General features: G+C 41.2%; 24 protein-coding genes. All 24 read left to right on the top strand.

Features of this window, described 5'->3' with window-relative positions:
* The first annotated feature begins 11 nt into the window (after positions 1-11).
* The 24 genes from ACFQU5_RS20055 (at position 12) to whiA (ending at position 24,447) form a co-directional block, all read left to right on the top strand.
* Positions 12-1,154: an acyl-CoA dehydrogenase family protein gene (locus ACFQU5_RS20055; protein WP_390291988.1), complete on the top strand. Its 1,143-nt coding sequence runs from the start codon at positions 12-14 to the stop codon at positions 1,152-1,154.
* Between the two features lie 33 nt (positions 1,155-1,187).
* Entirely contained in the window at positions 1,188-2,831 is a 1,644-nt protein-coding gene (locus ACFQU5_RS20050; protein WP_390291986.1) for an AMP-binding protein, read from the top strand.
* 12 nt (positions 2,832-2,843) lie between these two features.
* A complete protein-coding gene (locus ACFQU5_RS20045) occupies positions 2,844-4,205 on the top strand; it encodes an acetyl-CoA carboxylase biotin carboxylase subunit (RefSeq protein ID WP_390291985.1) in 1,362 nt (453 codons plus the stop codon).
* Positions 4,206-4,298: 93 nt separating this feature from the next.
* The gene (locus tag ACFQU5_RS20040) at positions 4,299-4,511 is read left to right on the top strand and encodes an acetyl-CoA carboxylase biotin carboxyl carrier protein subunit (protein ID WP_390291984.1); all 213 of its coding nucleotides are present in this window, start codon (positions 4,299-4,301) and stop codon (positions 4,509-4,511) included.
* Between the two features lie 13 nt (positions 4,512-4,524).
* Positions 4,525-5,445 carry a hydroxymethylglutaryl-CoA lyase gene (locus ACFQU5_RS20035; RefSeq protein WP_390291983.1) on the top strand — a complete coding sequence of 307 codons (921 nt, stop codon included), beginning with the start codon at positions 4,525-4,527 and terminating at the stop codon, positions 5,443-5,445.
* Complete coding sequence (locus ACFQU5_RS20030; protein ID WP_390291981.1) at positions 5,430-6,209, top strand: enoyl-CoA hydratase; 780 nt, start codon at positions 5,430-5,432, stop codon at positions 6,207-6,209. The genes ACFQU5_RS20035 and ACFQU5_RS20030 overlap by 16 nt, the downstream gene beginning before the upstream one ends.
* A gap of 15 nt (positions 6,210-6,224) precedes the next feature.
* Positions 6,225-7,763 carry an acyl-CoA carboxylase subunit beta gene (locus ACFQU5_RS20025; RefSeq protein ID WP_390291979.1) on the top strand — a complete coding sequence of 513 codons (1,539 nt, stop codon included), beginning with the start codon at positions 6,225-6,227 and terminating at the stop codon, positions 7,761-7,763.
* 257 nt (positions 7,764-8,020) lie between these two features.
* The gene (hprK, locus tag ACFQU5_RS20020) at positions 8,021-8,962 is read left to right on the top strand and encodes an HPr(Ser) kinase/phosphatase (RefSeq protein WP_390291977.1); all 942 of its coding nucleotides are present in this window, start codon (positions 8,021-8,023) and stop codon (positions 8,960-8,962) included.
* 42 nt (positions 8,963-9,004) lie between these two features.
* Positions 9,005-9,880 carry a prolipoprotein diacylglyceryl transferase gene (gene lgt, locus ACFQU5_RS20015; RefSeq protein ID WP_390291975.1) on the top strand — a complete coding sequence of 292 codons (876 nt, stop codon included), beginning with the start codon at positions 9,005-9,007 and terminating at the stop codon, positions 9,878-9,880.
* A 40-nt stretch (positions 9,881-9,920) separates the two neighbouring features.
* Positions 9,921-10,562 (top strand): pyrophosphatase PpaX, encoded by a 642-nt coding sequence (gene ppaX / locus ACFQU5_RS20010; protein ID WP_390292085.1) that lies wholly within the window; start codon positions 9,921-9,923, stop codon positions 10,560-10,562.
* Between the two features lie 4 nt (positions 10,563-10,566).
* Positions 10,567-11,082: an acyltransferase gene (locus ACFQU5_RS20005; protein WP_390291973.1), complete on the top strand. Its 516-nt coding sequence runs from the start codon at positions 10,567-10,569 to the stop codon at positions 11,080-11,082.
* Between the two features lie 676 nt (positions 11,083-11,758).
* A complete protein-coding gene (locus ACFQU5_RS20000; RefSeq protein WP_390291971.1) occupies positions 11,759-12,925 on the top strand; it encodes an ATP phosphoribosyltransferase regulatory subunit in 1,167 nt (388 codons plus the stop codon).
* Positions 12,922-13,545: an ATP phosphoribosyltransferase gene (gene hisG, locus ACFQU5_RS19995; RefSeq protein ID WP_390291969.1), complete on the top strand. Its 624-nt coding sequence runs from the start codon at positions 12,922-12,924 to the stop codon at positions 13,543-13,545. The genes ACFQU5_RS20000 and hisG overlap by 4 nt, the downstream gene beginning before the upstream one ends.
* A 15-nt stretch (positions 13,546-13,560) precedes the next feature.
* Positions 13,561-14,841: a histidinol dehydrogenase gene (hisD, locus tag ACFQU5_RS19990; protein ID WP_390291967.1), complete on the top strand. Its 1,281-nt coding sequence runs from the start codon at positions 13,561-13,563 to the stop codon at positions 14,839-14,841.
* A 1-nt stretch (position 14,842) separates the two neighbouring features.
* Positions 14,843-15,448 (top strand): imidazoleglycerol-phosphate dehydratase HisB, encoded by a 606-nt coding sequence (gene hisB, locus ACFQU5_RS19985; RefSeq protein WP_390291965.1) that lies wholly within the window; start codon positions 14,843-14,845, stop codon positions 15,446-15,448.
* Positions 15,445-16,092 (top strand): imidazole glycerol phosphate synthase subunit HisH, encoded by a 648-nt coding sequence (hisH, locus tag ACFQU5_RS19980; RefSeq protein WP_390291964.1) that lies wholly within the window; start codon positions 15,445-15,447, stop codon positions 16,090-16,092. The genes hisB and hisH overlap by 4 nt, the downstream gene beginning before the upstream one ends.
* Positions 16,086-16,844 carry an imidazole glycerol phosphate synthase subunit HisF gene (gene hisF / locus ACFQU5_RS19975; protein WP_390291962.1) on the top strand — a complete coding sequence of 253 codons (759 nt, stop codon included), beginning with the start codon at positions 16,086-16,088 and terminating at the stop codon, positions 16,842-16,844. The genes hisH and hisF overlap by 7 nt, the downstream gene beginning before the upstream one ends.
* The gene (gene hisIE / locus ACFQU5_RS19970) at positions 16,841-17,473 is read left to right on the top strand and encodes a bifunctional phosphoribosyl-AMP cyclohydrolase/phosphoribosyl-ATP diphosphatase HisIE (protein ID WP_390291959.1); all 633 of its coding nucleotides are present in this window, start codon (positions 16,841-16,843) and stop codon (positions 17,471-17,473) included. Before hisF ends, hisIE begins: the two co-directional genes overlap by 4 nt.
* Positions 17,474-17,682: 209 nt before the next feature.
* Positions 17,683-19,206 (top strand): tetratricopeptide repeat protein, encoded by a 1,524-nt coding sequence (locus tag ACFQU5_RS19965; RefSeq protein WP_390291957.1) that lies wholly within the window; start codon positions 17,683-17,685, stop codon positions 19,204-19,206.
* 132 nt (positions 19,207-19,338) lie between these two features.
* Entirely contained in the window at positions 19,339-20,286 is a 948-nt protein-coding gene (gene trxB / locus ACFQU5_RS19960) for a thioredoxin-disulfide reductase (protein WP_390291955.1), read from the top strand.
* Positions 20,287-21,094: 808 nt separating this feature from the next.
* Positions 21,095-21,562, top strand: a complete 468-nt coding sequence (locus ACFQU5_RS19955) for an NUDIX domain-containing protein (protein WP_390291953.1) — start codon at positions 21,095-21,097, stop codon at positions 21,560-21,562.
* A gap of 16 nt (positions 21,563-21,578) precedes the next feature.
* Positions 21,579-22,463, top strand: coding sequence for an RNase adapter RapZ (gene rapZ / locus ACFQU5_RS19950; RefSeq protein WP_390291951.1), 885 nt, complete (start codon positions 21,579-21,581; stop codon positions 22,461-22,463).
* A 4-nt stretch (positions 22,464-22,467) separates the two neighbouring features.
* Positions 22,468-23,430, top strand: a complete 963-nt coding sequence (locus ACFQU5_RS19945; protein WP_390291949.1) for a gluconeogenesis factor YvcK family protein — start codon at positions 22,468-22,470, stop codon at positions 23,428-23,430.
* A gap of 72 nt (positions 23,431-23,502) precedes the next feature.
* Complete coding sequence (gene whiA / locus ACFQU5_RS19940; protein WP_390291947.1) at positions 23,503-24,447, top strand: DNA-binding protein WhiA; 945 nt, start codon at positions 23,503-23,505, stop codon at positions 24,445-24,447.
* Positions 24,448-24,533: the final 86 nt, after the last annotated feature.

The following is a 24,533-nucleotide window of genomic DNA, read 5'->3' as shown; positions in this document are numbered from 1 at the left end:
GGGTTTTATGAATGAATTTTGAACTAACAAAAGAACAGCAAATGGTTCGCGATATGGTCAAAGATTTTGCTCAGGAGGAGATTGCTCCTTATGCACGTGAGTTGGATGAGAAGCATGAATTTAGAAAAGAAAGCTTTGATAAAATGGCGGAACTAGGTTTATTCGGTATCCCGTTTCCTGAGGAATACGGCGGCTCTGGAGGAGACACAATTTCCTACGCATTAGCCGTAGAAGAAATCGGTCGTGCATGCGGAGGTACGGGCTTGAGCTATGCAGCGGCTGTCAGCCTGGGAGCAACACCTTTTTATAATTTCGGAACAGAAGAGCAAAAACAAGAATACCTCGTTCCAATGGCTCAAGGCAAGACTCTTGGCTCGTTTGGATTGACAGAACCGAATGCGGGATCAGATGCAGGGGGCACAAGGACAAAAGCTACCCTCGATGGTGATGAATGGGTTATTAACGGTGAGAAATGCTGGATTACCAATGCCAGCTATGCACGCCAGGTTGTGGTGACAGCAGTAACCGGTACGGATGAGCGAGGTAAAAACATTATTACCGCTATCATTGTTCCAACCGACACACCAGGTGTAACAATCCGTTCTGACTATAAAAAAATGGGTGTTCGTGCATCAAATACTTGTGAAATTATTATGGAAAACGTACGTGTACCAAGAGAAAATGTACTCGGAGATGAAAAGAAAGGGTTCGGTCAGTTCTTAAATACGTTGGATGGCGGACGTATTTCAATTGCTGCATTATCTGTCGGGATTGCTCAGTCCGCTTTCGAGAAAGCGCTGCAATATTCTAAAGAACGCGTGCAATTTGGGAAATCAATCTCTAAATTACAGGCCATCCAGTTCAAATTGGCAGATATGGCGATGGAAATCGAGCTCGCTCGCAATATGGTAATGAAGGCAGCATGGTTGAAGGACCAGGGCAAGCCGTTCAAAAAAGAGGCAGCTTACGCAAAGCTGTTTGCCTCGGAGATGGGCTTCCGTACGTGTAACCAAGCAATTCAAATCCATGGCGGTTCAGGTTATATGGCGGAATACGATGTAGAACGTCATTTACGCGATATCAAATTGATGGAAATCGGGGAAGGGACATCAGAAATCCAGCGTGTTGTCATTTCACGACTATTGGGCTGTTAGTTCTTTGACAAATAAAAATGGGGAGGCATGCGAATGGCAAATTTGGTTTATCAAACGATTGGCGAGTTATTGGAAGAAAAGTGCGCTCAGTTTCCAGACCGGGAGGCATTAGTTTATACGGACCAGAATCTCCGAATGACATATACCCAGTTCAACAAGCACAGTGATTTAGTTGCGAAAGCACTAATGGCGATTGGACTGGAAAAAGGACATCATTTTTCGGTATGGACAACGAATGTACATCAATGGCCAGGACTGCAGTTCGGGTCCGGCAAGATGGGTGCACCGCTTGTAACGGTTAATACGAATTATCGTGCAAGTGAATTGGAGTTTTTACTCAAGCAATCTGATTCAAGGGCCATTATATTAATCGACCAATATCGGGATCATTCATTTATCGATACATTATATGAATTGTGTCCAGAATTGAAAGACTGTCAGCCTGGTCATTTGCATAGTGTCCGCCTGCCACTTTTAAAAACAGTAGTGGTCATAAGTGATAAGAAATATCCTGGAACGTTCAGCTACGAAGAATTCCTGGCGAATGGCAGCAAGGTTTCCGATGAACAGCTAAAAGAGCGCAAACAATCTTTAACATATGATGATGTCATTAATATTCAATATACATCAGGGACGACTGGTTTTCCAAAAGGTGTGATGCTCAGGCATTCCAATCTGATCAATAACGCGATTAATATTGCAGAGTGCATGAAGCTGACTCATGAAGACCGCCTATGTATCCCTGTACCGTTTTTCCATTGTTTTGGCTGCGTTATAGGAACATTGGCAATCGTTTCGGCGGGAGGGACAATGGTACCTGTACAAGAATTCCATCCAGAGGAAGTACTAAGGACGGTTGAAAAAGAAAAGTGTACCGCTCTTCATGGAGTACCAACGATGTTTATCAGTGAGCTGAATTTACCAAATATTAAGGAATTTGACTTATCGACATTGCGAACAGGCGTCATGGCAGGTTCCAATTGTCCAATTGAAGTGATGAGAGGCGTTATCAACACATTGGGTATGAAAGATGTGACAATTTGCTATGGTCAAACTGAGTCATCGCCAGTGATTACACAGACAAGAGCTGATGACCCACTGGATCTCAAAGTAGAGACAGTTGGCCGCGCTTTACCGAATGTGGAAGTGAAAATTGTAAAGCCTGGTACAAACGAGGAGCTTCCCAGAGGAGAACAAGGAGAAATCTGTGCTCGAGGATACGTTGTCATGAAAGGTTATTATAATAACCCTGCAGCAACGGAAGAAGCAATCGATACTGACAACTGGCTTCATACCGGCGACCTTGGCACAATGGACGAAAATGGATATGTTCGAGTGACAGGCCGACTGAAGGATATGATTATTCGTGGTGGAGAAAACATCTACCCTCGCGAAATTGAAGAATTCCTTTACCAACACCCAAAAGTTCTGGATGTGCAGGTGACAGGGGTACCGGATGAGAAGTACGGCGAAGAAGCAGTAGCATGGATTATCCTGAAAGAAGGACAGATAGCAACGGAAGAGGAAATAAAGGAGTTTTGCACTGGGAAAATATCAAGGCACAAGATTCCCCGTTATATCCTTTTCATCGACAGCTATCCAATGACGGCATCAGGCAAAATACAAAAGTTTAAACTTCGCGAACAGTTCAAAGGCTTCGTCAAAACATTGCAATAGGGAGGTTGGATTATGTTCAAAAAAATACTCATTGCTAATCGAGGCGAAATTGCAAGACGCATCATAAGAACTTGCAAAAGATTAGGCATCGATACAGTAGCAATCTACTCTGAGGCTGATGCGATCAGCCTTCATGTAAAAGAGGCAACAGAAAGCTTCTGTATCGGCAAACCGCCTGTAGCCCAAAGCTATTTGAAAATAGACGCCATCTTAGATGTAGCAAAGCAAACTGGTGCCGATGCAGTACACCCAGGATACGGATTATTATCCGAAAATGCAGCCTTTGCAAAAAGCGTGGAAGAAGCAGGGTTGACGTTCATCGGGCCAAAGTCAGAGGTTATTCAAATGATGGGCAGCAAGCTAGAAGCCCGTAAAACGATGCAACAGGCTGGGGTGCCAATTGTGCAGGGTGTCAATGAACCAATTGCAGACACGGTAGAAGCGGCGAAAATAGCACAGGAAATTGGCTATCCTGTTATGCTGAAGGCTTCTGCAGGAGGCGGCGGAATTGGGATGCAGCTAGTGAACAATGAAGAAGAGCTGCTTAAGGCCTTTGAAGGCAATCAAAAACGTGCACAAAGCTTCTTCGGAGATGGCACAATGTTTATCGAAAAATTCATTGCGGAACCGCACCATATCGAAGTACAGGTGCTAGCTGATGCACATGGAAATGTTGTACCGATATTCGAGCGTGAATGCTCCATCCAGAGGCGCAATCAGAAGGTGGTAGAAGAAGCTCCCTCGCCATTTATATCAGAAGAAACGCGTAAGAAAATGCTTGATGCAGCAGTAGATGCGGCAATGCATATCGGCTATACAAATGCAGGGACGATTGAGTTTCTAGTAGACCGAGAGCAAAACTTCTACTTCCTTGAGATGAACACAAGGCTGCAGGTGGAGCATCCGGTAACAGAAGAAATTACGGGGCTCGATCTCGTAGAGCAACAGCTGAAGGTAGCAAATGGTGAGATGCTTGCTTTCTCAAGAGAAAACATCCAGAAAAAGGGCCATGCAATCGAGGTGCGTATTTATGCAGAACACCCAGTGACATTCTTCCCATCACCAGGAAAAATTACGAAACTTGTATTACCCGAGGGCGAAGGAATTCGACATGAGATAGCAGTGGAAACCGGAAGCGATGTTACACCATTCTATGATCCAATGATTGCGAAACTAGTAGTATTCGGAGAGACGCGAGAGGAAGCATGTGCAAGACTGGCTGATGCCTTAAGGAACTATGTAGTCGAAGGTATTCAAACAAACATTCCAATGTTGTTGCAAAGCGTTACTCATGAGCAATTCCTGTCAGGCGTGACAACGACGAAGTTTGTAGAGGAATATTATTTGCCAAAGGCAAGTACAGTCGGTAAATAAGACGAGAAGAGGCGCGAATGATTGAACTTTGGCGAGAACACATCTACTACGTGCCGCTTCTCTCGCATTCTATTTTACGCGGAGGGATAATATATGACAATAGTAAAAGCAAGTATGGCAGGGACAGTATGGAAGATTTTGGTATCAGAAGGTGAGCAAGTGGCAGCTGATCAGGACGTTGTTATTTTAGAGTCCATGAAAATGGAGATTCCAATTGCTGCAGAAGAGGCAGGTACAGTTAAAAGGATTATTGTTGCGGAAGGTGATTTTATTAACGTAGACGACGATCTTATCGAAATCGAATAAGGGAGTGTTGTTCATGCAGCTGCCGAAGCAAGTGCAAATAAAAGAAGTAGGACCACGTGATGGATTGCAAAATGAAATGAAGTTTATTCCGACTGATGACAAAATCGAGCTTGTTAATCGGTTAAGTGACGCGGGGCTAAATTATATTGAAGTGACGAGCTTCGTACATCCGAAATGGATTCCGCAATTGGCAGACGCTGTAGAGTTGCTAAAGGAAATTAAGCGAAACAACGATATTACTTACGCTGCGCTTGTACCGAACAGCAAGGGGCTGGAGGGAGCGCTTCAAGCAGACGTGGATGAAGTTAGTGTCTTTATGTCGGCAAGTGAGGGGCATAACAAATCGAATATCAATAAATCGATTGACGAGACATTTCCAGTACTAAAAGAAGTCGTTGATGGCGCTTTAGCAGCTGGTAAAACGGTAAGGGGCTATATTTCCACTGTCATTGCTTGTCCTTATGATGGCTATACAAAACCTGAGCAGGTTGTATACGTGGCGGAAAAACTGTTTGATATGGGCATTTCAGAAATTTCCCTTGGAGATACAATTGGCGTTGGTGTACCGACACAGCTGGATGCTCTGCTAAGCGAAATGCTGCGCCATTTTAAGGCAGAAAGTCTGGCAATGCATTTTCATGATACACGAGGAACCGCATTAGCAAATGTCATGACAAGTTTAGCACATGGGATTACGAAATTTGATAGTGCCATTGGTGGACTGGGTGGCTGCCCGTATGCAAAGGGGGCATCGGGCAATGTGGCAACAGAGGATCTACTGTATTTATTGCATGAGATGGGTATCGCGACAGGGGTCAACCTGGAAAAAATCCAGAAAACAGCCCTCTATATAGAAGGAATCGTCGGTAAAAAACTTTCATCAAAGCTGGTGGCTATTGCACGAGGGGAGGAAGAATCGTGCCAAATTTCGTAACGGTAGAGGTAGAAGATGGGGTTGCAGTTGTCATGCTTACAAGAAGTGAGGCAGCCAATGCATTATCAGTTCAGATGCTGCATGAAATCAATGAAGTGCTAGAAGAGATTCACTATGACCGTTCCATCCGCGCTGTTATTGTTACAGGAGACGGAGAAAAGGCTTTCTGTGCCGGTGCAGACCTAAAGGAACGCAAAGGAATGAATGAGGAAGAAACTCGCAAAACCATTGCATTAATCGGTCAAACTGTGAATCATTTCGAAGCACTTGCTCAACCGGTAATAGCTGCAATCAACGGTGTCGCATTTGGCGGCGGTCTTGAGCTTGCACTTGCGTGTGATATAAGGTTGGCTAGCAGGACGGCAAAACTTGGGTTGACCGAAACTGCACTAGGCATCATTCCAGGTGCAGGAGGGACACAGCGTCTTCCGCGTCTTATTGGTATAGGGAAGGCAAAGGAGTTAATTTATACAGCTCGTCGATTGTCAGCAGAGGAAGCATATCATTATGGAATGATTGAGCACATTGTGGAACCACAGGACTTGCTTAAACAGGCAATGGATTTGGCAAGGGAAATAGGGAAAAATGCGCCTCTTTCACTCATTCAAGCAAAGACTGCCATCAATCAAGGGATGCAGACGGATATTACTACCGGACTACAAATTGAATCATTAGCTTATAGCCGATTACTTAATACGGAAGACCGGCAGGAAGGGTTAAAAGCTTTTCAAGAAAAACGCTTACCGCTCTATCATGGCAAATAAAGGGGGATGGGAGAAATGACAAAATTGACAGCTGATAAAAACTATCAGGAAATGAAGGATACCGTGTTAAAAGGCGGTCATGAAAAATATCACAAGAAGAATAAGGAACAGGGGAAATTATTTGTTCGCGAGCGTCTGGAGCTACTATTTGATGAGGGGTTAATGACCGAGGATGGAACGTTTGCCAATGTACTTGCAGGCGACCTACCTGCAGATGGCGTCGTCACAGGTATCGGGAAAATACACGGACGGACTGTGTGTGTAATGGCAAATGATTCAACAGTCAAAGCGGGTTCATGGGGGAAGCGGACGGTTGAGAAAATCATACGTATTCAAGAAACGGCTGAAAAATTAGGCGTACCCCTCTTTTATTTGGTGGACTCGGCTGGTGCCCGAATCACGGATCAGTTGGAAATGTTTCCAGGTCGAAGAGGAGCAGGCCGTATTTTCTATAATCAGGTAAAAATGTCCGGTCGCATTCCACAAATTTGCCTGTTATTTGGCCCTTCTGCAGCGGGTGGTGCGTATATTCCTGCTTTTTGCGATGTTGTTGTCATGGTAGAAGGAAATGCTTCCATGTACTTAGGCTCGCCTCGAATGGCCGAGATGGTCATCGGTGAAAAAGTCGATCTTGAAACGATGGGCGGCGCAAAAATGCACTGTTCGATTTCAGGCTGTGGCGATGTTCTGGCAAAATCGGAGGAAGAGGCAATTGCTTACGCTAGAAAATACATTAGCTATTTCCCGGATAATTTTAAAAACAAGCCAAAGGTAGAGGAGCCAAAACTACCTTCGACGTTTGAAAAGTCGATTGAGGAGATTATCCCTGCCAATCAGAATGCGGCGTTCAATATGTTCGACTTGATTAACCGGATAATCGATGAAGATTCATTTTGTGAAGTGAAGAAGCTGTTCGCAGCTGAAATCATCACCGGCTTTGCCCGCATCAATGGCCAGTCTGTCGGCATTATTGCCAATCAGCCTCGGGTTAAAGGCGGCGTACTGTTCCATGATTCGGCAGACAAGGCTGCAAAGTTTATCAGCCTATGTGATGCATTCCATATTCCGCTGATTTTCCTGGCAGATGTGCCTGGATTCATGATTGGTACTCAGGTAGAGAAGATGGGCATTATTCGCCACGGTGCGAAAATGATTTTTGCGATGAGTGAAGCGACAGTGCCGAAAATTACGGTTATTGTCCGCAAGGCATATGGAGCAGGTCTTTATGCAATGGCCGGTCCGGCATTTGAACCGGACGTATGTATTGCATTAACAGGCGCTCAAATCGCGGTAATGGGGCCGGAAGCTGCTGTGAACGCTGTTTATGCCAACAAAATAGCAGCACTGCCAAAAGAGGAGCAGGTAGCATTTATTGAACAGCAGCGTGAAGAATACCGAAGAGAAATTGATGTGTACCGCCTGGCATCGGAATTGATTATCGACGATGTCATAGAACCGAACGAGCTGCGCAAAACGCTGGAGCTGCGTTTAGATGCTTACAAAACGAAGGAACTCACATTCACGGAGCGCAAGCATGGCGTCAGCCCAGTTTAATGTTTCCTTAGTAATGAAGAAGATAGTATAAGAGCTAAAGCCTGTATGTTGATGATAAGTTATACATCAACATACAGGCTTTTTTTCTTGTTTTGGCAGTATCTAAACATTGCAGCCATCCACCTTTCTATCCCTGCATTGCACTTCTCATCTGCTTTTCTTATGTTAAGAAAGATTAATTTAAATACAATCCATTCGTTACATGCTAAAATAGGTACTATATGTCAATAGTTTGTATCAGAAATTGGTAGGGGGTAATGAGTATTCAAGTAACGACAAAAGAAGTCATAGAAAAATTTAATTTAACGTTAGTAAGTGGGCATGAAGGAATTGGCCGTTATGTTACAACGAGCGATATTTCCAGACCAGGACTTGAAATGGCGGGCTATTTTACGCATTATCCTGCAGACCGAGTTCAATTAATCGGAAAAACTGAATTATCTTTTTTTGAAATGCTCCCGACAGAATTAAAAAAGGAACGAATGCTGAAGCTTTGTTCACATGAAACGCCTGCTATCGTCGTTTCAAGAGGATTGGAAGTGCCAGCCGAGTTAATCACTGCATCCAATGAAAATGATGTACCCGTTTTAACAACTACCATGAAAACGTCAAGCTTTTCAAGTAGACTAACCAACTTCCTTGAAAGTGAATTAGCGCCAACTGCAGCTGTCCATGGTGTTCTGGTCGATGTATATGGAATAGGTGTTTTAATTATCGGGAAGAGCGGTGTAGGTAAAAGTGAGACAGCGCTGGAGCTTATCAAAAAGGGACACCGACTGGTCGCTGATGATTGTGTGGAAATCCGCCAAGAAACAGAAGACTTAATAATAGGCAGTCCACCACCTCTTTTAGAGCATCTATTAGAAATCCGAGGTATCGGGATTATTGATATTATGACTTTATTTGGAGCGAGTGCAATTCGTCCAACAAAACGAATTACATTAATTATTGAGCTGGAAAACTGGGATCCGGATAAAACCTATGACCGATTAGGTTTAGATGAAGAGAAAATGACAATAATTGATACAGATATTACCAAATTGACAATCCCTGTTCAGCCAGGGCGAAATGTATCTGTAATTATAGAAGTAGCAGCCATGAATTACCGATTGAAAAAAATGGGTGTGAACGCGGCACAAGAATTTTCTAGAAGATTAGATGAGGTCATCGCCATTCAAGATGAAATGGATGACTACTAACCGTTTTTTAGGAAGGTTGCTTTAAATGAGAGGAGTATTTAAATGGAACAACTATTACTTGCAATAAACCCTGTTGCTTTTTCGCTGGGGAGCATTGAAGTAAGATGGTACGGAATCTTAATTGCTTTTGGAATTGTACTAGCCTATTTTGTAGGACAAAGAGAGGCAGTTAAAAGAGGATTGCCTGAAGATTTTTTAGCGGATCTGTTGATTTGGGCGATTCCAATCTCCATTATAAGTGCTCGCATCTATTATGTTTCAATGAAATGGGAGTATTATGGAGCTAATCCTGAGAAAATTATTCAAATTTGGAATGGCGGTATAGCGATTCATGGTGCTTTAATTGGTGCTGTGATTACTGCTTATATTTTCTGCAAGAAAAAAGGCTTTAGTTTTTTAAAGGTTGCAGATATTCTTGCACCGAGTCTTTTAATTGGTCAAATTATTGGGCGATGGGGCAACTTTATGAACCAGGAAGCTTACGGTGGACCAGTTGCCCGTGAGTTTTTGGAGAATTTAATGATTCCAAATTGGATAATTGAACAGATGTATATTGAAGACCTTGGGACATATGTTCATCCAACCTTCTTATATGAATCAATGTGGAATGTTGTTGGTCTGATCATTCTACTTTCTTTACGAAAAGTAAACTTGCATCGCGGAGAAATTTTCTTCAGTTACATGATCTGGTATTCAATCGGTCGTTTCTATATCGAGGGTATGAGAACAGACAGTTTATATCTAATTGGGGAATTACGTTCTGCCCAAGTCGTATCGATTTTGGCAATTGTTTTAGGTATTATTTTCATTGTTTACAGAAGAATGAAGGTTCGCCCTGTTGTTCGTTATCTTGATGAAGAGAAAATTGCCAACACTAAAGCAAAAAAAAATTCTAAAAATAAATCGAAAAAAAAGTAAGCAATTAATTGGAGCTCGTAAAGAGATAAAGGAGTTGCAAATTAGCATGAAAGCTTTGCTGTTTGATTTTGATGGAACATTATTAAATACCAATGATTTGATTATCCAAACATTTATGAATGTGTTGGAAGAACGATTTCCTGGGCAATATTCGCCAAAAGATTGCATGGATTTCATTGGTCCGTCATTAAAAGAAACCTTTGAACAAATAACACCAAACGAAGTAGAAGACATGATTGAGAAATATCGACAATGGAATTATGCCAATCATGACACATTAGTGACAGAATACGATGGAGTAGTGTCCACATTAGAAAAGCTTAAAATGCAAGGAATCCGTTTAGCAATCGTATCAACCAAGCGACGCGATACGATTGAAAAAGGGTTAGATCTAATGGGAGCAAAACATTTTTTTGAATTTTGGGTTGGTGTGGACAGTGTGAAAAATGTAAAGCCTGATCCAGAGCCTGTCCTTTTAGCCATCGAAAAATTAGGTGTAAAAAAAGAAGATGTCATGATGATTGGAGATAATTATCATGATATTGAAGCAGGGAAAAATGCAGGCGTGAAAACAGCGGGAGTTGCATGGTCCATCAAAGGTGAGGAGTACTTAAGACAATTTAAACCAGACTATATCTTGCAGCATATGTCTGACCTATTAACAATTGTGAAGGAGTCTTAATCGGATGAGAAGGACGGAACGATATCCTGTTCAAGGTGCAAACTCATTATGGAAAGTCTATCAAACAGTGTCATTCTGGAAAGTAATGAAGTGCTTTATTTTTATTCAGCTTGGCCGAATTACGCCATTTATGAATATGAAAAATTGGATTTATCGTACGTTTTTACATATGAAAATTGGTGAAAAGACATCCCTTGCCTTGATGGTGATGCCTGATTCTATGTATCCCGAAAGAATCACCATCGGAAATAATACCATTATCGGCTATAACACGACGATATTAGCCCATGAATATTTAATTGAAGAATATCGTTTAGGTGATGTGAAGATTGGCAGCGAAGTGATGATCGGTGCCAATTCCACCATCTTGCCTGGTGTTGAAATAGGAGACGGGGCAATCGTTTCTGCAGCAACCCTGGTCCATAAGGATGTCCCTGCCGGCAGTATGGTTGGAGGCAATCCGATGCGAATTATTTACACAGCCGAGCAAATGGCCGAAAGAAAAAAGTCAGGAATCTAAAAGTAGGTAAAGTACTTTTAGATTCTTTTTTTGTTGAGTTTAGTTCGCACGTAAATTGAGTGGAGTCGCACGTAAAGCAGTCAAACTCGCCCGTAAACAGGGTAAAGTCGCACGTAAAACAATCAAACTCGCACGTAAAGAGTGGAGTCGCACGTAAAGTAGTCAAACTCACCCGTAAACAGGGTGAAGTCGCACGTAAAACAATTAAACTCGCACGTAAAGAGTGGAGTCGCACGTAAAGCAGTCAAACTCGCCCGTAAGTAGGGTGAAGTCGCACGAAAAACAATCAAACTCGCACGTAAAGAGTGGAGTCGCACGTAAAGCAGTCAAACCCGCCCGTAAATAGGGTAAAGTCGCACGAAAAACAATCAAACTCGCACGTAAACAGAATAAATCCACACGTAAAGCAATCAAACAACAGGAAAATCACGCACCTCCTACTAAAGCAATCTTACTTAACATTCCTAGTTCCTCACAATCCATCACTTTCTCTTCCACATGTTTTTCTATTAATCAATAAAAGGTATAATGAAAGAAATCATAATCTTTATAATATTTAATGAAAATAGCAGAATCAATGGATTGACGAATTGAATGATGTTCGATAGAATTACTTTAATATATCAGTTCTCTAATTCTCTAGTGTACTAAAGTAAGAATGATAGGAAGTGTTATGATGTCATCGATAAAAATGTTTGAAAAGCCATTAGGAATGCGTGATACATTCCCAATCACATATGAAAAAACAGAGGAAATTCGTCAAATAGGACGAGAATTTCTACGTGCTCGCGGATTTGAATTTATTCAAACACCTAGCCTGGAATACTTTGATACGGTAGGGAAAGCATCCGCGATTTATGATGCTTCGTTGTTTAAATTGGTAGATAGCCAGGGCAATACGTTAGTGCTTCGCCCGGATATGACAACACCGATTGCACGTGTTGCTACTTCAAAATTACTAAAGGAAAAAATTCCTTTGCGTCTATCTTATTTTGCGAATGTCTTCCGTGCTCAGCAAACAGAAGGAGGACGCCCCGCGGAGTTTGGGCAGATGGGTATTGAAATCATCGGTGATGGAACAGTTTTTGCTGATGCAGAGGTGATTGTAACAGCAATTCATTTGATTCAAGCTTTTGGAATTGATTCCTTTAAAATCACGATTGGACATGCAGGTGTACTAAATTGTATTTTAAAAGATTACACAGAAAGTAAAGAACAAGCCGATACACTTAGAACACTATTAGTCGAACGCAATTATGTTGGCTTTGAAGAAGCCGTTGAAAGCTTCAATTTACCTAAAACGAAATCAGATGCTTTACTGCAATTCATTAGCGAAGCGACAAATTTTGTAACGATACGGGACATTGAAAAATATGTACGCAAAAATGACGCACTAGAATATATGCAGCAGCTAATGGAGCTAATCGAAATTGCAGATCTATCGCAATATGTTGCACTGGATTTTACATTATCAAGTCATATGAGTTACTACACGGGGATGCTTTTCGAAGTGTTTGCTGAAGGAAGTGGCTTTGCATTAGGGAATGGAGGCCGATACGATGGATTATTACAGCATTTTGGAAATGAAGTTGGAGCAACGGGCTTCGGAATCCGTGTAGATCGACTTTTGGAGGTTGTCCCATCACAAGGTTCTTCTGTTCAAACTATCGGCTTGATTTTTGAAGAAGAGCTATTTGCCAAAGCATTGGAAACGGCCCATTCTTATAGAGAAGAAGGAAAACGCGTTACACTTCAGTCGCGTAAAGGGTTAGTTGATGAAGAGGCATTTACAAAACACTTCGACAACATCGTGTATGTCAGCCAGGAGGATGCAGCAAAATGAGCCACTTAACAATTGCCATGCCAAAGGGACGAATCTTTGAAGAAGCATATCAGATGCTGATCGATGCGGGATTCAACTTGCCTGAAGAAGTTGAAATGTCTCGTAAACTCATGATTGAAATACCGGAAGAACAAATTCGTTTTATATTAGCCAAACCAACAGATGTACCAGTTTATGTGGAACACGGCGTAGCAGATCTCGGAATTGCGGGTAAGGATACATTATTGGAATTGCGCCGAAATGTACATGAACTGTTGGATTTGAAAATAAGTCAATGCTACATAGCATCAGCAGGTTTGCCGAATACAACGATGAATGAAATTGCACCACGTATTGCAACGAAGTATCCCAATATTGCGATGAATTATTATAAGGAAATCGGGGAGCAAGTAGAAATCATTGAATTGAACGGTTCCATTGAGCTTGCACCGATGATTGGATTAGCAGATCGAATTGTCGATATCGTCTCTACCGGAAGGACGTTAAAAGAGAACGGCCTTGTGGAATACGAGCATATTACAGATGTATCCTCCAGGCTGATTGCAAATCCAGTTAGTTATCGAATGAAAAGTGCGCGTATTCAGGAATTAGTATCTCGTCTGAAAAAAATTGTCAGTTAGGAAGAAGGGCTAGTTGTGAAAATTACAAAATTAACGAACACAATATCTTTAAAGAGACAGCTTGAAGGTGGAAACGAAGAGCAATTAAAAACTGTTCGGCAGGTGCTTCAGGATGTTCGTGAAAATGGTGATGAAGCCCTTCGGAAATATAGTGAAATGTGGGATGGCATTCGATTGGATGACTTCCGCGTAACACAAGCCGAGATGGAACAAGCGGTGCTAAACTTTGACCCTCAGCTAAAGCAGGATCTGGAAGCAGCAGCAGCCAATATTCGCTATTATCATGAGGCGCAAAAACGGGATGGGTACAAGTTGCCTTTAGACAATGGTTCTTGGCTTGCACAAAGAATCGTCCCATTAGATGCAGTAGGCTTGTATGTGCCTGGCGGGTTAGCAGCATACCCTTCTTCCGTTCTGATGAATGTGATTCCTGCCCAAGTCGCAGGAGTTGACCGAATTGTCATTACCTCTCCAGCTGGAAAGGATGGGAAGCTCCCGGATGCGGTTCTAGTCGCTGCTTCAATTTTAGGAATCAATGAGATTTACAAAGTTGGTGGAGCACAGGCGATTGCAGCCTTGGCCTATGGAACAGAAACAATTTCACCGGTGGATAAAATCACAGGTCCTGGAAACATTTTTGTCGCATTAGCGAAACGGGAAGTATTTGGTGAAGTGGCGATTGATATGATTGCTGGACCTAGTGAAATTGCCGTATTGGCTGATGAAACAGCTTATGCCGATGAAATTGCAGCCGATTTATTATCTCAGGCTGAGCATGATGCCTTGGCTTGTGCAGTACTCATCACAACGAGTGAAAGATTAGCGCAAGACGTGGCAGAAGAGGTTGAAAAGCAGTTAAGAGAATTACCAAAAGAAGCGATTGCACGAAAATCAATCGAAAACTTTGGTCAAATCTATCTGGCACAAAATCTCGAGCAGGCAATACAGGCTGTCGACTCATTAGCTCCAGAGCATTTGGAAGTTGTTACGGCGAATGCGGAAGAGGATTCATTAAAAATTCGTCATGCAGGGGCGATTTTTATCGGGCGTTATAGTTCTGAGCCAGTGGGTGATTACTTTGCGGGAACAAACCATGTGCTGCCCACAAATAGTACAGCACGTTTTGCAAGTGGCTTGAATGTGGATGACTTTATCAAACGGACAAGCGTAGTTTACTATAGTGAAAAAACGTGGAAAGAAAATGCACCGAAAATTGCACGTCTTGCAAGAATGGAAGGGCTGGAAGGGCATGCCCGTGCAGTAGAATCCCGAGGTTGGGCTAAAGGAGATAACTAATATGACAGAACAAAAATTACGAGTTGCGAAAATAGAACGAACTACCAATGAAACAAAAATTGCAGTTGAATTAAATTTAGATGGCACTGGAAATGCAGAAGTACAAACAGGCGTCCCTTTTATGGACCATATGCTGGATTTATTTATCAAGCATGGTTTATTTGACGGCAAAATCATTGCAGATGGGGATACACATATCGATGATCATCATACGACAGAAGATATCGGCATTGTTTTGGGGCAGGTCATTCGTGAAGCACTTGGTGATAAAAAAGGCATCAAACGCTATGGAAACGCCTTTGTGCCAATGGATGATGCACTAGCGCAAGTGGTGATCGATTGTTCGAACAGACCCCATTTAGAGTATCGAGTAGAGCCTGTTCTAAAAGATAAAGTCGGAACATTTGATACAGAGCTGGTCCATGAATTTTTATGGAAATTCGCATTGGAAGCACGCATGAATGTGCACGTAATCGTTCCTTATGGCCATAATACACATCATATTATTGAGGCTATTTTTAAAGCATTGGCAAGAGCAATTGATGATGCGGTACAAATCGATCCTCGTGTGAAAGGCGTACCGTCAACGAAAGGATTGTTGACATGAGAATTGGGGTAATCGATTATGGAATGGGCAATTTATTTAGCGTAGAGCAAGCGTTAAAAAGACTGAATTGTGATGTGACCGTCTCGTCAAATCCTCAAGAACTGGCAGCAACTGATGCCCTGATCCTACCGGGGGTCGGTGCTTTTCCAGATGCGATGAAACGCCTGGCTGAAACAGGTTTAGATGTTTTCATACGTGAACAAGTGGATGCCAATAAACAGCTTTTGGGAATTTGCTTAGGGATGCAATTGCTTTTTGAGGAAAGTGAAGAAGTGACACCAACGAGAGGCTTTGGATTCTTTAATGGAAAAATCACAAGATTTTCAGGTGAATCATCGAATGGGACAAAATATCGCGTTCCACATATGGGCTGGAATACATTAGAATTCAAGTGCTTGCCTAAATGGTTGGAAGATCAATCTTTACCGGAAAGCAAGTATGTTTATTTCGTGCATTCATTTTATGCAGCAAATATAAATCGCGAACAGCTTGCAGCCTGTGCAGACTATTTTGAAACGGAAGTTCCGGGTGTAGTACAAGCGGATAATGTTTGCGGGATGCAGTTCCATCCTGAAAAGTCAGGGGAATTTGGTGTTTTCCTGCTTGAACAATGGTTAAAAGGTGTGGGGGTGCAAATATGCTGACAAAACGAATTATCCCCTGCCTTGATGTAAAAGAGGGACGTGTTGTAAAAGGCATACAATTTGTGGAGCTGCGTGATGCCGGAGATCCTGTCGAACTAGCAAAATTTTACGATGAGCAAGGTGCCGATGAACTAGTATTTCTGGATATATCAGCATCACACGAAGGTCGTGAAACAATGGTCGATGTCGTCCGAAAAACAGCATCTAGCCTTGCGATTCCATTTACGGTTGGTGGAGGTATCCGCACATTAGAGGATATGAAACGAATACTGCGTGCTGGTGCAGACAAAGTATCTGTCAATACTTCCGCATTGGAACGACCCCAATTAATCAAAGAAGGATCGGATTTCTTTGGTGCTCAATGTATCGTGGTGGCGATTGATGCAAGATTCTCGGAGGAAGACGGAACATGGATGGTCTATACCCATGGCGGCCGCAACAAAACAGAGTGGCAAGCTGTAGAATGGGCCAAAGAAGCAGTACGACTTGGTGCAGGCGAAATATTATTAACAAGCATGAATCAAGACGGTGAAAAAACCGGCTTTGATTTAGCCTTAACAAAGGCAGTTCGTGATGCAGTAACTGTACCTGTCATAGCAAGCGGAGGTGCCGGGAACGCAGAGCATTTTGTCGAAGTCTTGCAAGATGTTGATGCGGATGCCGCACTAGCAGCATCAATTTTCCACTATAAAGAAACAAGTGTAGCTGAAGTAAAATCAGTACTACGCGAAAAAGGGGTTTGGGTCAGATGATTGAAGGGTTAAAGTTCGATGACAAAGGATTAATTACAGCAGTTGTACAAGATGCACAGTCGAAGGAAGTTTTAACTGTGGCTTATATGAATGAAGAATCTCTCCAAAAAACAATCGAAACAGGAGAAACCTGGTTTTACTCCCGCTCAAGACAAGAGCTATGGCATAAAGGGGAAACTAGCGGAAATATCCAAAAGGTGGTTTCGATTAAATCGGATTGCGACCAGGATGCATTAGTCGTTGAGGTCTTGCCGGCAGGTCCTGCATGCCATAATGGAACGACTACTTGCTTTACAAATTTACTTGTAGAAAAGACAAGCGTTGGGTCAGTGGACATTCTTCCGCAGTTAGTCAATATTATCCGCCAGCGTGAAATCGATATGCCGGAAGGTGCCTATACTACATATTTATTTGAAAAAGGGATCGATAAAATTTGTAAAAAGGTTGGCGAAGAGGCAACAGAAGTGGTAATTGGTGCGAAAAACCGCGATGCCGAAGAAGTGAAATGGGAATCAGCCGATTTACTTTACCACTTATTAGTGCTGCTGCAAGAGCAAAAAGTGAATGTGTATGATGTACTGGAAGTTTTAAAATCAAGACACGATGATAAGAGTAAAAATACTAAATAATAGGAATCTGTTTTCTTAGAGTAAAACGGGGATGATTTAGTAGTATAGCAATTCTTAAATAATGACGTATGACGTAATTATGTTATAATAAGGTTAATTGTCTAAGGAACGTATTATACGTTCCTTTTGCTTTGTTTCAGCCACTTTTTGGTATAACGAAGCAATATAATTACGCCAAGGTGTAATGAATTTAGTTCGGAGGATGTACTTTGGAAAATCAACGTCAAAAAGAAAAACTGAATAATGTTGTATCGTTTATTCCAAACGGTGACTATTATTTTAATAAAGCGCTCAAAGCCATGGATAAAGACCAAATGGACAAAGCGTATAAATATATGAAACGAGCTGCTGAACTTAGCCCCGATGATGCTCATGTGCTTATGCAGTTTGGCATATTGGAAATGGAAGCTCAAAATTTTGAGAAGGCTTATGAGTTAATCCATACTGCCTACAGTTTAGAGCCAAGTGAACCAGAGCATGTCTTTTTTTTGGCGGAAGTTTCAGGTTGCATCGGGATGGTTCGTGATGCCCAGAAATATGCAGAAATGTACATCAAGATGGAACCAGATGGAATGTATGTAGAAGAAGCGGAAGAAATCATTGAATTTGTTCAATTTGAAGAGGATGAAGATGAACCACTTGATGAAGAAGATTCTGAAAAGCTCGCCGCGCAAGAAAAAGCACGTCGCTTGATGGAAAACGGTCAATTTACTGAAGCAATTGAACTTTTAGAGCAATTAATAGAAAAGTTTGCAGATTTATGGCCAGCCTACAATAATTTGGCGTTAGCGTATTTTTATATGGAGGATGCAGAACAAGCAAAAGCATTATTGCATCATGTGCTTCGTGAAAATCTAGGCAACCTGCATGCAATCTGCAATTTAGCAGTCATTGCATACTATGAGAAGGATGAACAAGATTTATCCCAAATTGTCGATATGCTGAAGAAAATCAACCCGTATGATTGGGAAAACCGCTATAAGCTTGGGGCGACATTTGCTTTAATCGGTGAGTATGAACTGGCTTATAAGTGGCTTCACAGCATGAAGCGAAAAGGTTTTGCCGGAGATACAGGCTTCTACTTTTGGTTGGCGCAAGCCGCATATTTTAGCGGACATGTAGAAGAAGGAAAGAAAGCATGGAAAATTCTTGTGGACATGGACCCTACAAAGGATGGTTTTGAACCCTGGCTGGATGCGGAAAAAGAAACCGACGAGGAATCTTTAGAAAATAGCCGCGAGTTCATCATCGAGAAAATTACCAGTAAATATAGTACACATCGCATGTTCGGGTTTTTCCTGCTAAGTAAGTCTGCTTATAAGCAAGAAATTATTGCACATCCTAAGATTATTGATCTTGCCCAATATAGTGCCGTTGAAAAACTTTGCTTGGCATATGCTTTAGGTCATCAATTTGATGAGGAAAATGAAATGGAAAAACATTTTGTTCGTTCAATGGAAGTGGCTGAGGAACTGTATAAAAGCATCCCAACCATTACAACAGAAGTTCAATATTTATTCCAGATGTGGTTTGTATTAAGTGAACGGGCACTAAAAGATGAATATCATTTTAAAAATATTAAAGCTTTAGCTGCAGCAGTAGAGTATATGTTCTTCTCGACAATCAACAGCAATAAGGTGACAAAAAAGCATTATGCACAAAAATTTGGCATATCTGCTGCAACGTTAACGAAGTATGTTGAAGAGTTAATCACATATCTTCCGTTTGATTAGTAAGCAATAAAGTTGAAGTTACTATCGGATTGTCCTACGATAATAAAAGAAGTAGAAAAACTTTAATAGAGTTATATTCAAGATGATAAAAGCGAATGAACTAAGCGCTTTTTCGATAGGGAGGCTTTTTGTATGGCTGAAGAAAAAATTTATGATGTAATTATAATCGGTGCAGGTCCTGCAGGGATGACGGCAGCAGTATATGCTTCACGTGCCAATTTAGCTACTTTAATGATCGAGCGCGGTATTCCTGGCGGACAAATGGCCAATACCGAGGAAGTTGAGAACTATCCTGGATTCGAAACGATTTTAGGGCCTGAGCTTTCTACTAAAATGTTCGAGCATGCCAAAAAATTCGGTGCAGAATATGCCTATGGCGATGTAGCCGAAATTATTGATGGCGAAGAATATAAAGTAATTAAAGCGGGTTCAAAAGAATACAAAACACGTTCGATCATTGTGACAACTGGTGCAGAGTATAAAAAAATGGGGATTCCAGGAGAAAAAGAACTTGGTGGACGCGGCGTAAGTTACTGTGCAGTTTGTGACGGTGCATTCTTCAAACAAAAACACCTAGTTGTTGTGGGTGGTGGAGATTCTGCCGTAGAAGAAGGCGTGTATTTAACTCGATTTGCCGATAAAGTAACGATTGTTCACCGTCGTGATAAGCTCCGCGCTCAAAAAATTCTGCAAGATCGTGCCTTTGCAAATGAAAAAGTTGATTTCATCTGGAATCATACACTGAAAGAAATTAACGAAAAAGATGGAAAAGTTGGCAGTGTCACACTTGTTTCAACGGTTGATGGCAGTGAGCAGGATTTCCAAACGGACGGTGTATTTGTCTATATCGGAATGGATCCATTAACAGCGCCATTTAAAAACCTGGGTATTTTAAATGAACATGGCTATATCGTGACAAACGATAAAATGGAAACTTCAGTTAAAGGTATCTTTGCTGCTGGGGATGTTCGCGAAAAAATGCTTCGTCAAATCGTTACGGCAACAGGTGATGGAAGTATTGCGGCTCAAACAGCTCAGCATTATGTAGAAGAATTAACTGAAAAAATCAAGCAGAATTAATATGCTTTTAATTCTTTTGTAACCTCATTGAAACAAACAATCGCTATAATAGGGGTATAAGTTTTACCCCCCTTTTTAGTTTTTAGTTGCTTCCATCAACATAAGGAAGCAACTTTTTTTGTTGTGGGTAAATTAATATGAAATTGAATTTGTGTAAGATGAATATTTGTACAAATTGAATTTCAAGTAAGTTTAAAGAAAGTTGTTTTCACTTATGTGAGCGGGCCCTAACATAAGCACAGAGACAAGTCGTTGAGACACAAGGTGGCTCGTGCTGCATGTGTGGGGAGCGAGAACGTCACGTCCATGTGACATCGCTCCCATGACCAACATCGTGTTGGCCCCTTAGCCCAATCACCTAATAATACTAAATTAGAATCTTTATAAGAAAACTCTAAATCACATTTCCTCATAGCAATTTCTTGCTTTAATTATAAATGTTGAAATGTTTTTTAACTTTTATATACAGAAAGTTGTCCAAATAAAGAAACCGCAGCCTACCGCGTAAGCTGCGTAATAAATACGGAAACTTTAGAATTGGTAACTTATGTGAGCGGGCCTTAACATAAGCACAGAGACAAGTCGTTGAGACACAAGGTGGCTCAGCGGCTTGTGTGCTTAGCCCGCTCACCTAAGGCATAAAAATTTAGAATCTTTATTAGTAAAGCCCAATTAATTTCCTTCTTTATGAACCATTTCAATTCATTCAAGTAAACAAAAAGTAAATCAGACTTTCCGATTACGCGAATGACTATTTCATAAGGTATAATACGTAATATAGGGTAACAAATGATTTGAGGTGGTTGTCATGCAACGGATAGCAAATTTATTAGCAATTCAAGATGGGAAGGTTCTGCTTCTCCAAAAACCTAGAAGAGGTTGGTATGTGGCTCCAGGAGGAAAGATGGAAAGTGGAGAATCAATCTATGAAGCGGCACAAAGAGAATTCTGGGAAGAGACAAATTTAAAGCCAACCAATCCCCATTTAAAAGGTGTCTACACGATGATTATCAAAGATGGTGAAAAGACCGTAGATGAGTGGATGCTCTATACATTTGTTTCATATGGGACAGTAGGAGAGCAGTTTAAGGAAACAAGAGAAGGCGTCTTGGAATGGCATCCAATCGAAGCGTTGCGTAAACTGCCAATGGCTGAAGGAGATCGCAATAACTTATTATTTGCTGCATTAGATGAAGGTGTACAATATGGTACATTTACCTATACAACAGATTATGAATTAATAGATGAAAGGTTTCAATCTTCAAAAGAGACTTAAAAAGGGAGATGATCACATGGGTAATATTCAAGAATTTACACATGAGATAGTGATTATTACAGGGATGTCTGGAGCTGGAAAAACAGTTGCTGTTCAGAGCTTTGAGGATCTAGGATATTATTGCATTGATAATTTGCCGCCTGCCTTATTAACAACGTTTTTAGCATTAATGAAGGAATCGGAACGTAATATTACTCAAATTGCAGCTGTAATGGATATGCGCGGGGGAGAATTTTTTGACTCCCTTATCGATGCCCTAGATATATTGGAGAAAGAAGCATATGTTAATACACGTGTTTTATTTTTAGATGCAGATAATGAATCGCTTGTTCAGCGATATAAAGAAACCCGCCGCTCGCACCCGCTTGCCCCGCAAGGAGCCCCACTTGAGGGAATCCAGAAGGAAAGGGAATTGCTAAGCGAGTTGAAGGGGAGAGCAAAATTTGTATACAACACATCTAAATTGAAGCCAAGGCAATTGAGAGAACGTATAGGTAAGGAGTTTTCTAACGCTGCAAGCCCAAAGTTTTCAATCAATGTGATGTCTTTCGGTTATAAAAATGGTATTCCGATTGATGCGGATCTTGTTTTTGATGTTCGTTTTATTACAAATCCCTACTACGTGGAAGAATTGCGACCAAAAACGGGCCTCCAGGAAGAAGTTTCTTCCTATGTATTAGCGCAAGAGGAAGCTCAAGAATTAATCGTAAAACTAACGGATTTATTTAAATTTATGATTCCACAATATATCCATGAGGGGAAATCCCAGCTGGTAATTGCTTTTGGTTGTACAGGCGGACAGCATCGCTCTGTCACGTTAGCCGAACACTATGGGAAACTATTTAGCAATAGCTATCAAACAGCAATTACCCACCGAGATATCAATCGCAGAAAGGATTGACGGAATGAAGAAACAGAAAACCAATATCGTAGTCATAGGAGGGGGCACTGGCCTATCGACGATGTTGCGCGGGTTGAAAAACTATCCGTTTGACATTACTGCAATTGTCACAGTTGCAGATGATGGAGGCTCTTCGGGTCGCCTGCGTGATGACTATGATATTCCGCCGCCTGGTGATATCCGGAATGTAATTGCTGCACTGTCTGATATAGAGCCATTTGTTGAGCAAATGTTTCAGTATCGATTTTCGGAGTCCGAGGACTTGGGGGGGCATTCGTTGGGAAATTTAATGCTCACTGCTCTAACTGACATTACAGGTGATTTTAGCCATGCCATTGCAGAAATGAGCAAAGTATTAAAGGTCCACGGGAAAGTATTGCCCGCAGCAAATAAAAAAATAGCACTGCATGCTGAACTGGTCGACGGTTCAATTATTGAAGGAGAATCGAAAATTCCTAATTCCAAATTGCCGATTAAACGTGTTTTTTTAGTTCCAGGAGATGTGAAACCGCTTCCTGAAGCAATTCGGGCAATTGAAAAAGCTGATTTTATCCTGGTTGGACCAGGAAGTTTATACACTAGCATTATTCCTAATTTAATCGTAAAACAAATTGGGAAGGCCTTAGTAAAAGCAAAAGGGAAGAGGATTTACATTTGCAATCTGATGACGCAGCAAGGCGAGACAATGCGATACCGTGCTACCGATCATGTCCAGGCAATCTATGATCATGTGGGAAAACCTTGTTTAGATGCAATTCTAGTAAATGATATCGAATTACCATCTCCAATTAGAGAAAACTATAAAGAAGAGAATGCAGAACCTGTGTTGTTTGATATCGAGAGGTTAGAAAATATGGGCCTCGAGGTGATAAAAAAAGAGATTGCCACGATCCAATCTGGCGTTGTTCGCCATGAATCAAATAAAATTGCCAAGTGGCTTTATGACTACACATTGACGAGAATGTAAAAAACATACAAGGTTTCAAATTTAGATTGTATGGTATGATAGTTTTCATACATAGTGAAAGGGGGGAAAAAGATGTCATTTGCTTCCGAAACGAAAAAGGAATTAACGCAACTAGAATCCAATGATAATTGTTTAAAGGCAGAGGTTTCTGCTCTTATTCGCATGAATGGAACATTATCCTTTACAAATAGACAGCTCAGTCTTGATGTACAGACTGAAAATGCAGCAATTGCGAGAAGACTCTATACAATTGTCAAAAAGCTATATCCATATAATGTAGAATTGCTAGTTCGAAAAAAAATGCGCTTAAAGAAAAACAATGTTTACATTTGCCGTGTTCGTGACGGTGCCCGTGAACTATTAGCAGATTTAGATATACTATCTGAAGACTTTCAACTAAATCATTCCCTCTCTACTTCATTACTTTCAAATAGAGATGAAAAAAGGGCATATTTACGTGGTGCGTTTTTAGCAGGTGGCTCTGTTAACAACCCTGAAACTTCAGCCTATCATCTAGAAATATATTCATTATATAAAGAACATGGTGAAGCCTTGGCAGAATTGATGAACAGATTTAACTTAAACGCCAAAACCATCGAACGAAAAAAAGGCTTTGTAACTTACTTGAAAGAAGCTGAAAAAATATCTGATTTTTTGGGAATTGTTGGAGCCGTACAGGCCATGCTGAAGTTTGAGGATGTACGTATTTTGCGTGATATGCGAAATAGTGTAAACCGGATTGTGAACTGTGAAACAGCAAATCTAAATAAGACAATCGGGGCGGCCATTCGTCAAGTTGAGAACATTCGCTTTATTGAAAACGCAATTGGCTTAGATCAGCTGCCGGAAAAATTAAGGGAAATTGCTAGGCTTCGAGTTGAATATCAAGATGTAACATTAAAAGAACTTGGGGAAATGGTTTCTACCGGTGCAGTAAGTAAGTCAGGTGTAAACCATCGATTGCGTAAGATTGATGAAATTGCAGATAGCCTAAGACGTGGAGAAACCATTAAATAACGCTCGAATTCACAAAATAATGACAACAAATGTAAATTTTACTGAAGTTTTCAAAATTGCAGGATTCTATCGTTGTTCTTTTCATA

It is taken from the genome of Ureibacillus sp. GCM10028918 (assembly GCF_042666115.1).
GTDB lineage: Bacteria > Bacillota > Bacilli > Bacillales_A > Planococcaceae > Ureibacillus.
Note: the sequence above shows the minus strand (reverse complement) of the source record. Positions and strands in the feature narration are given on the sequence as shown.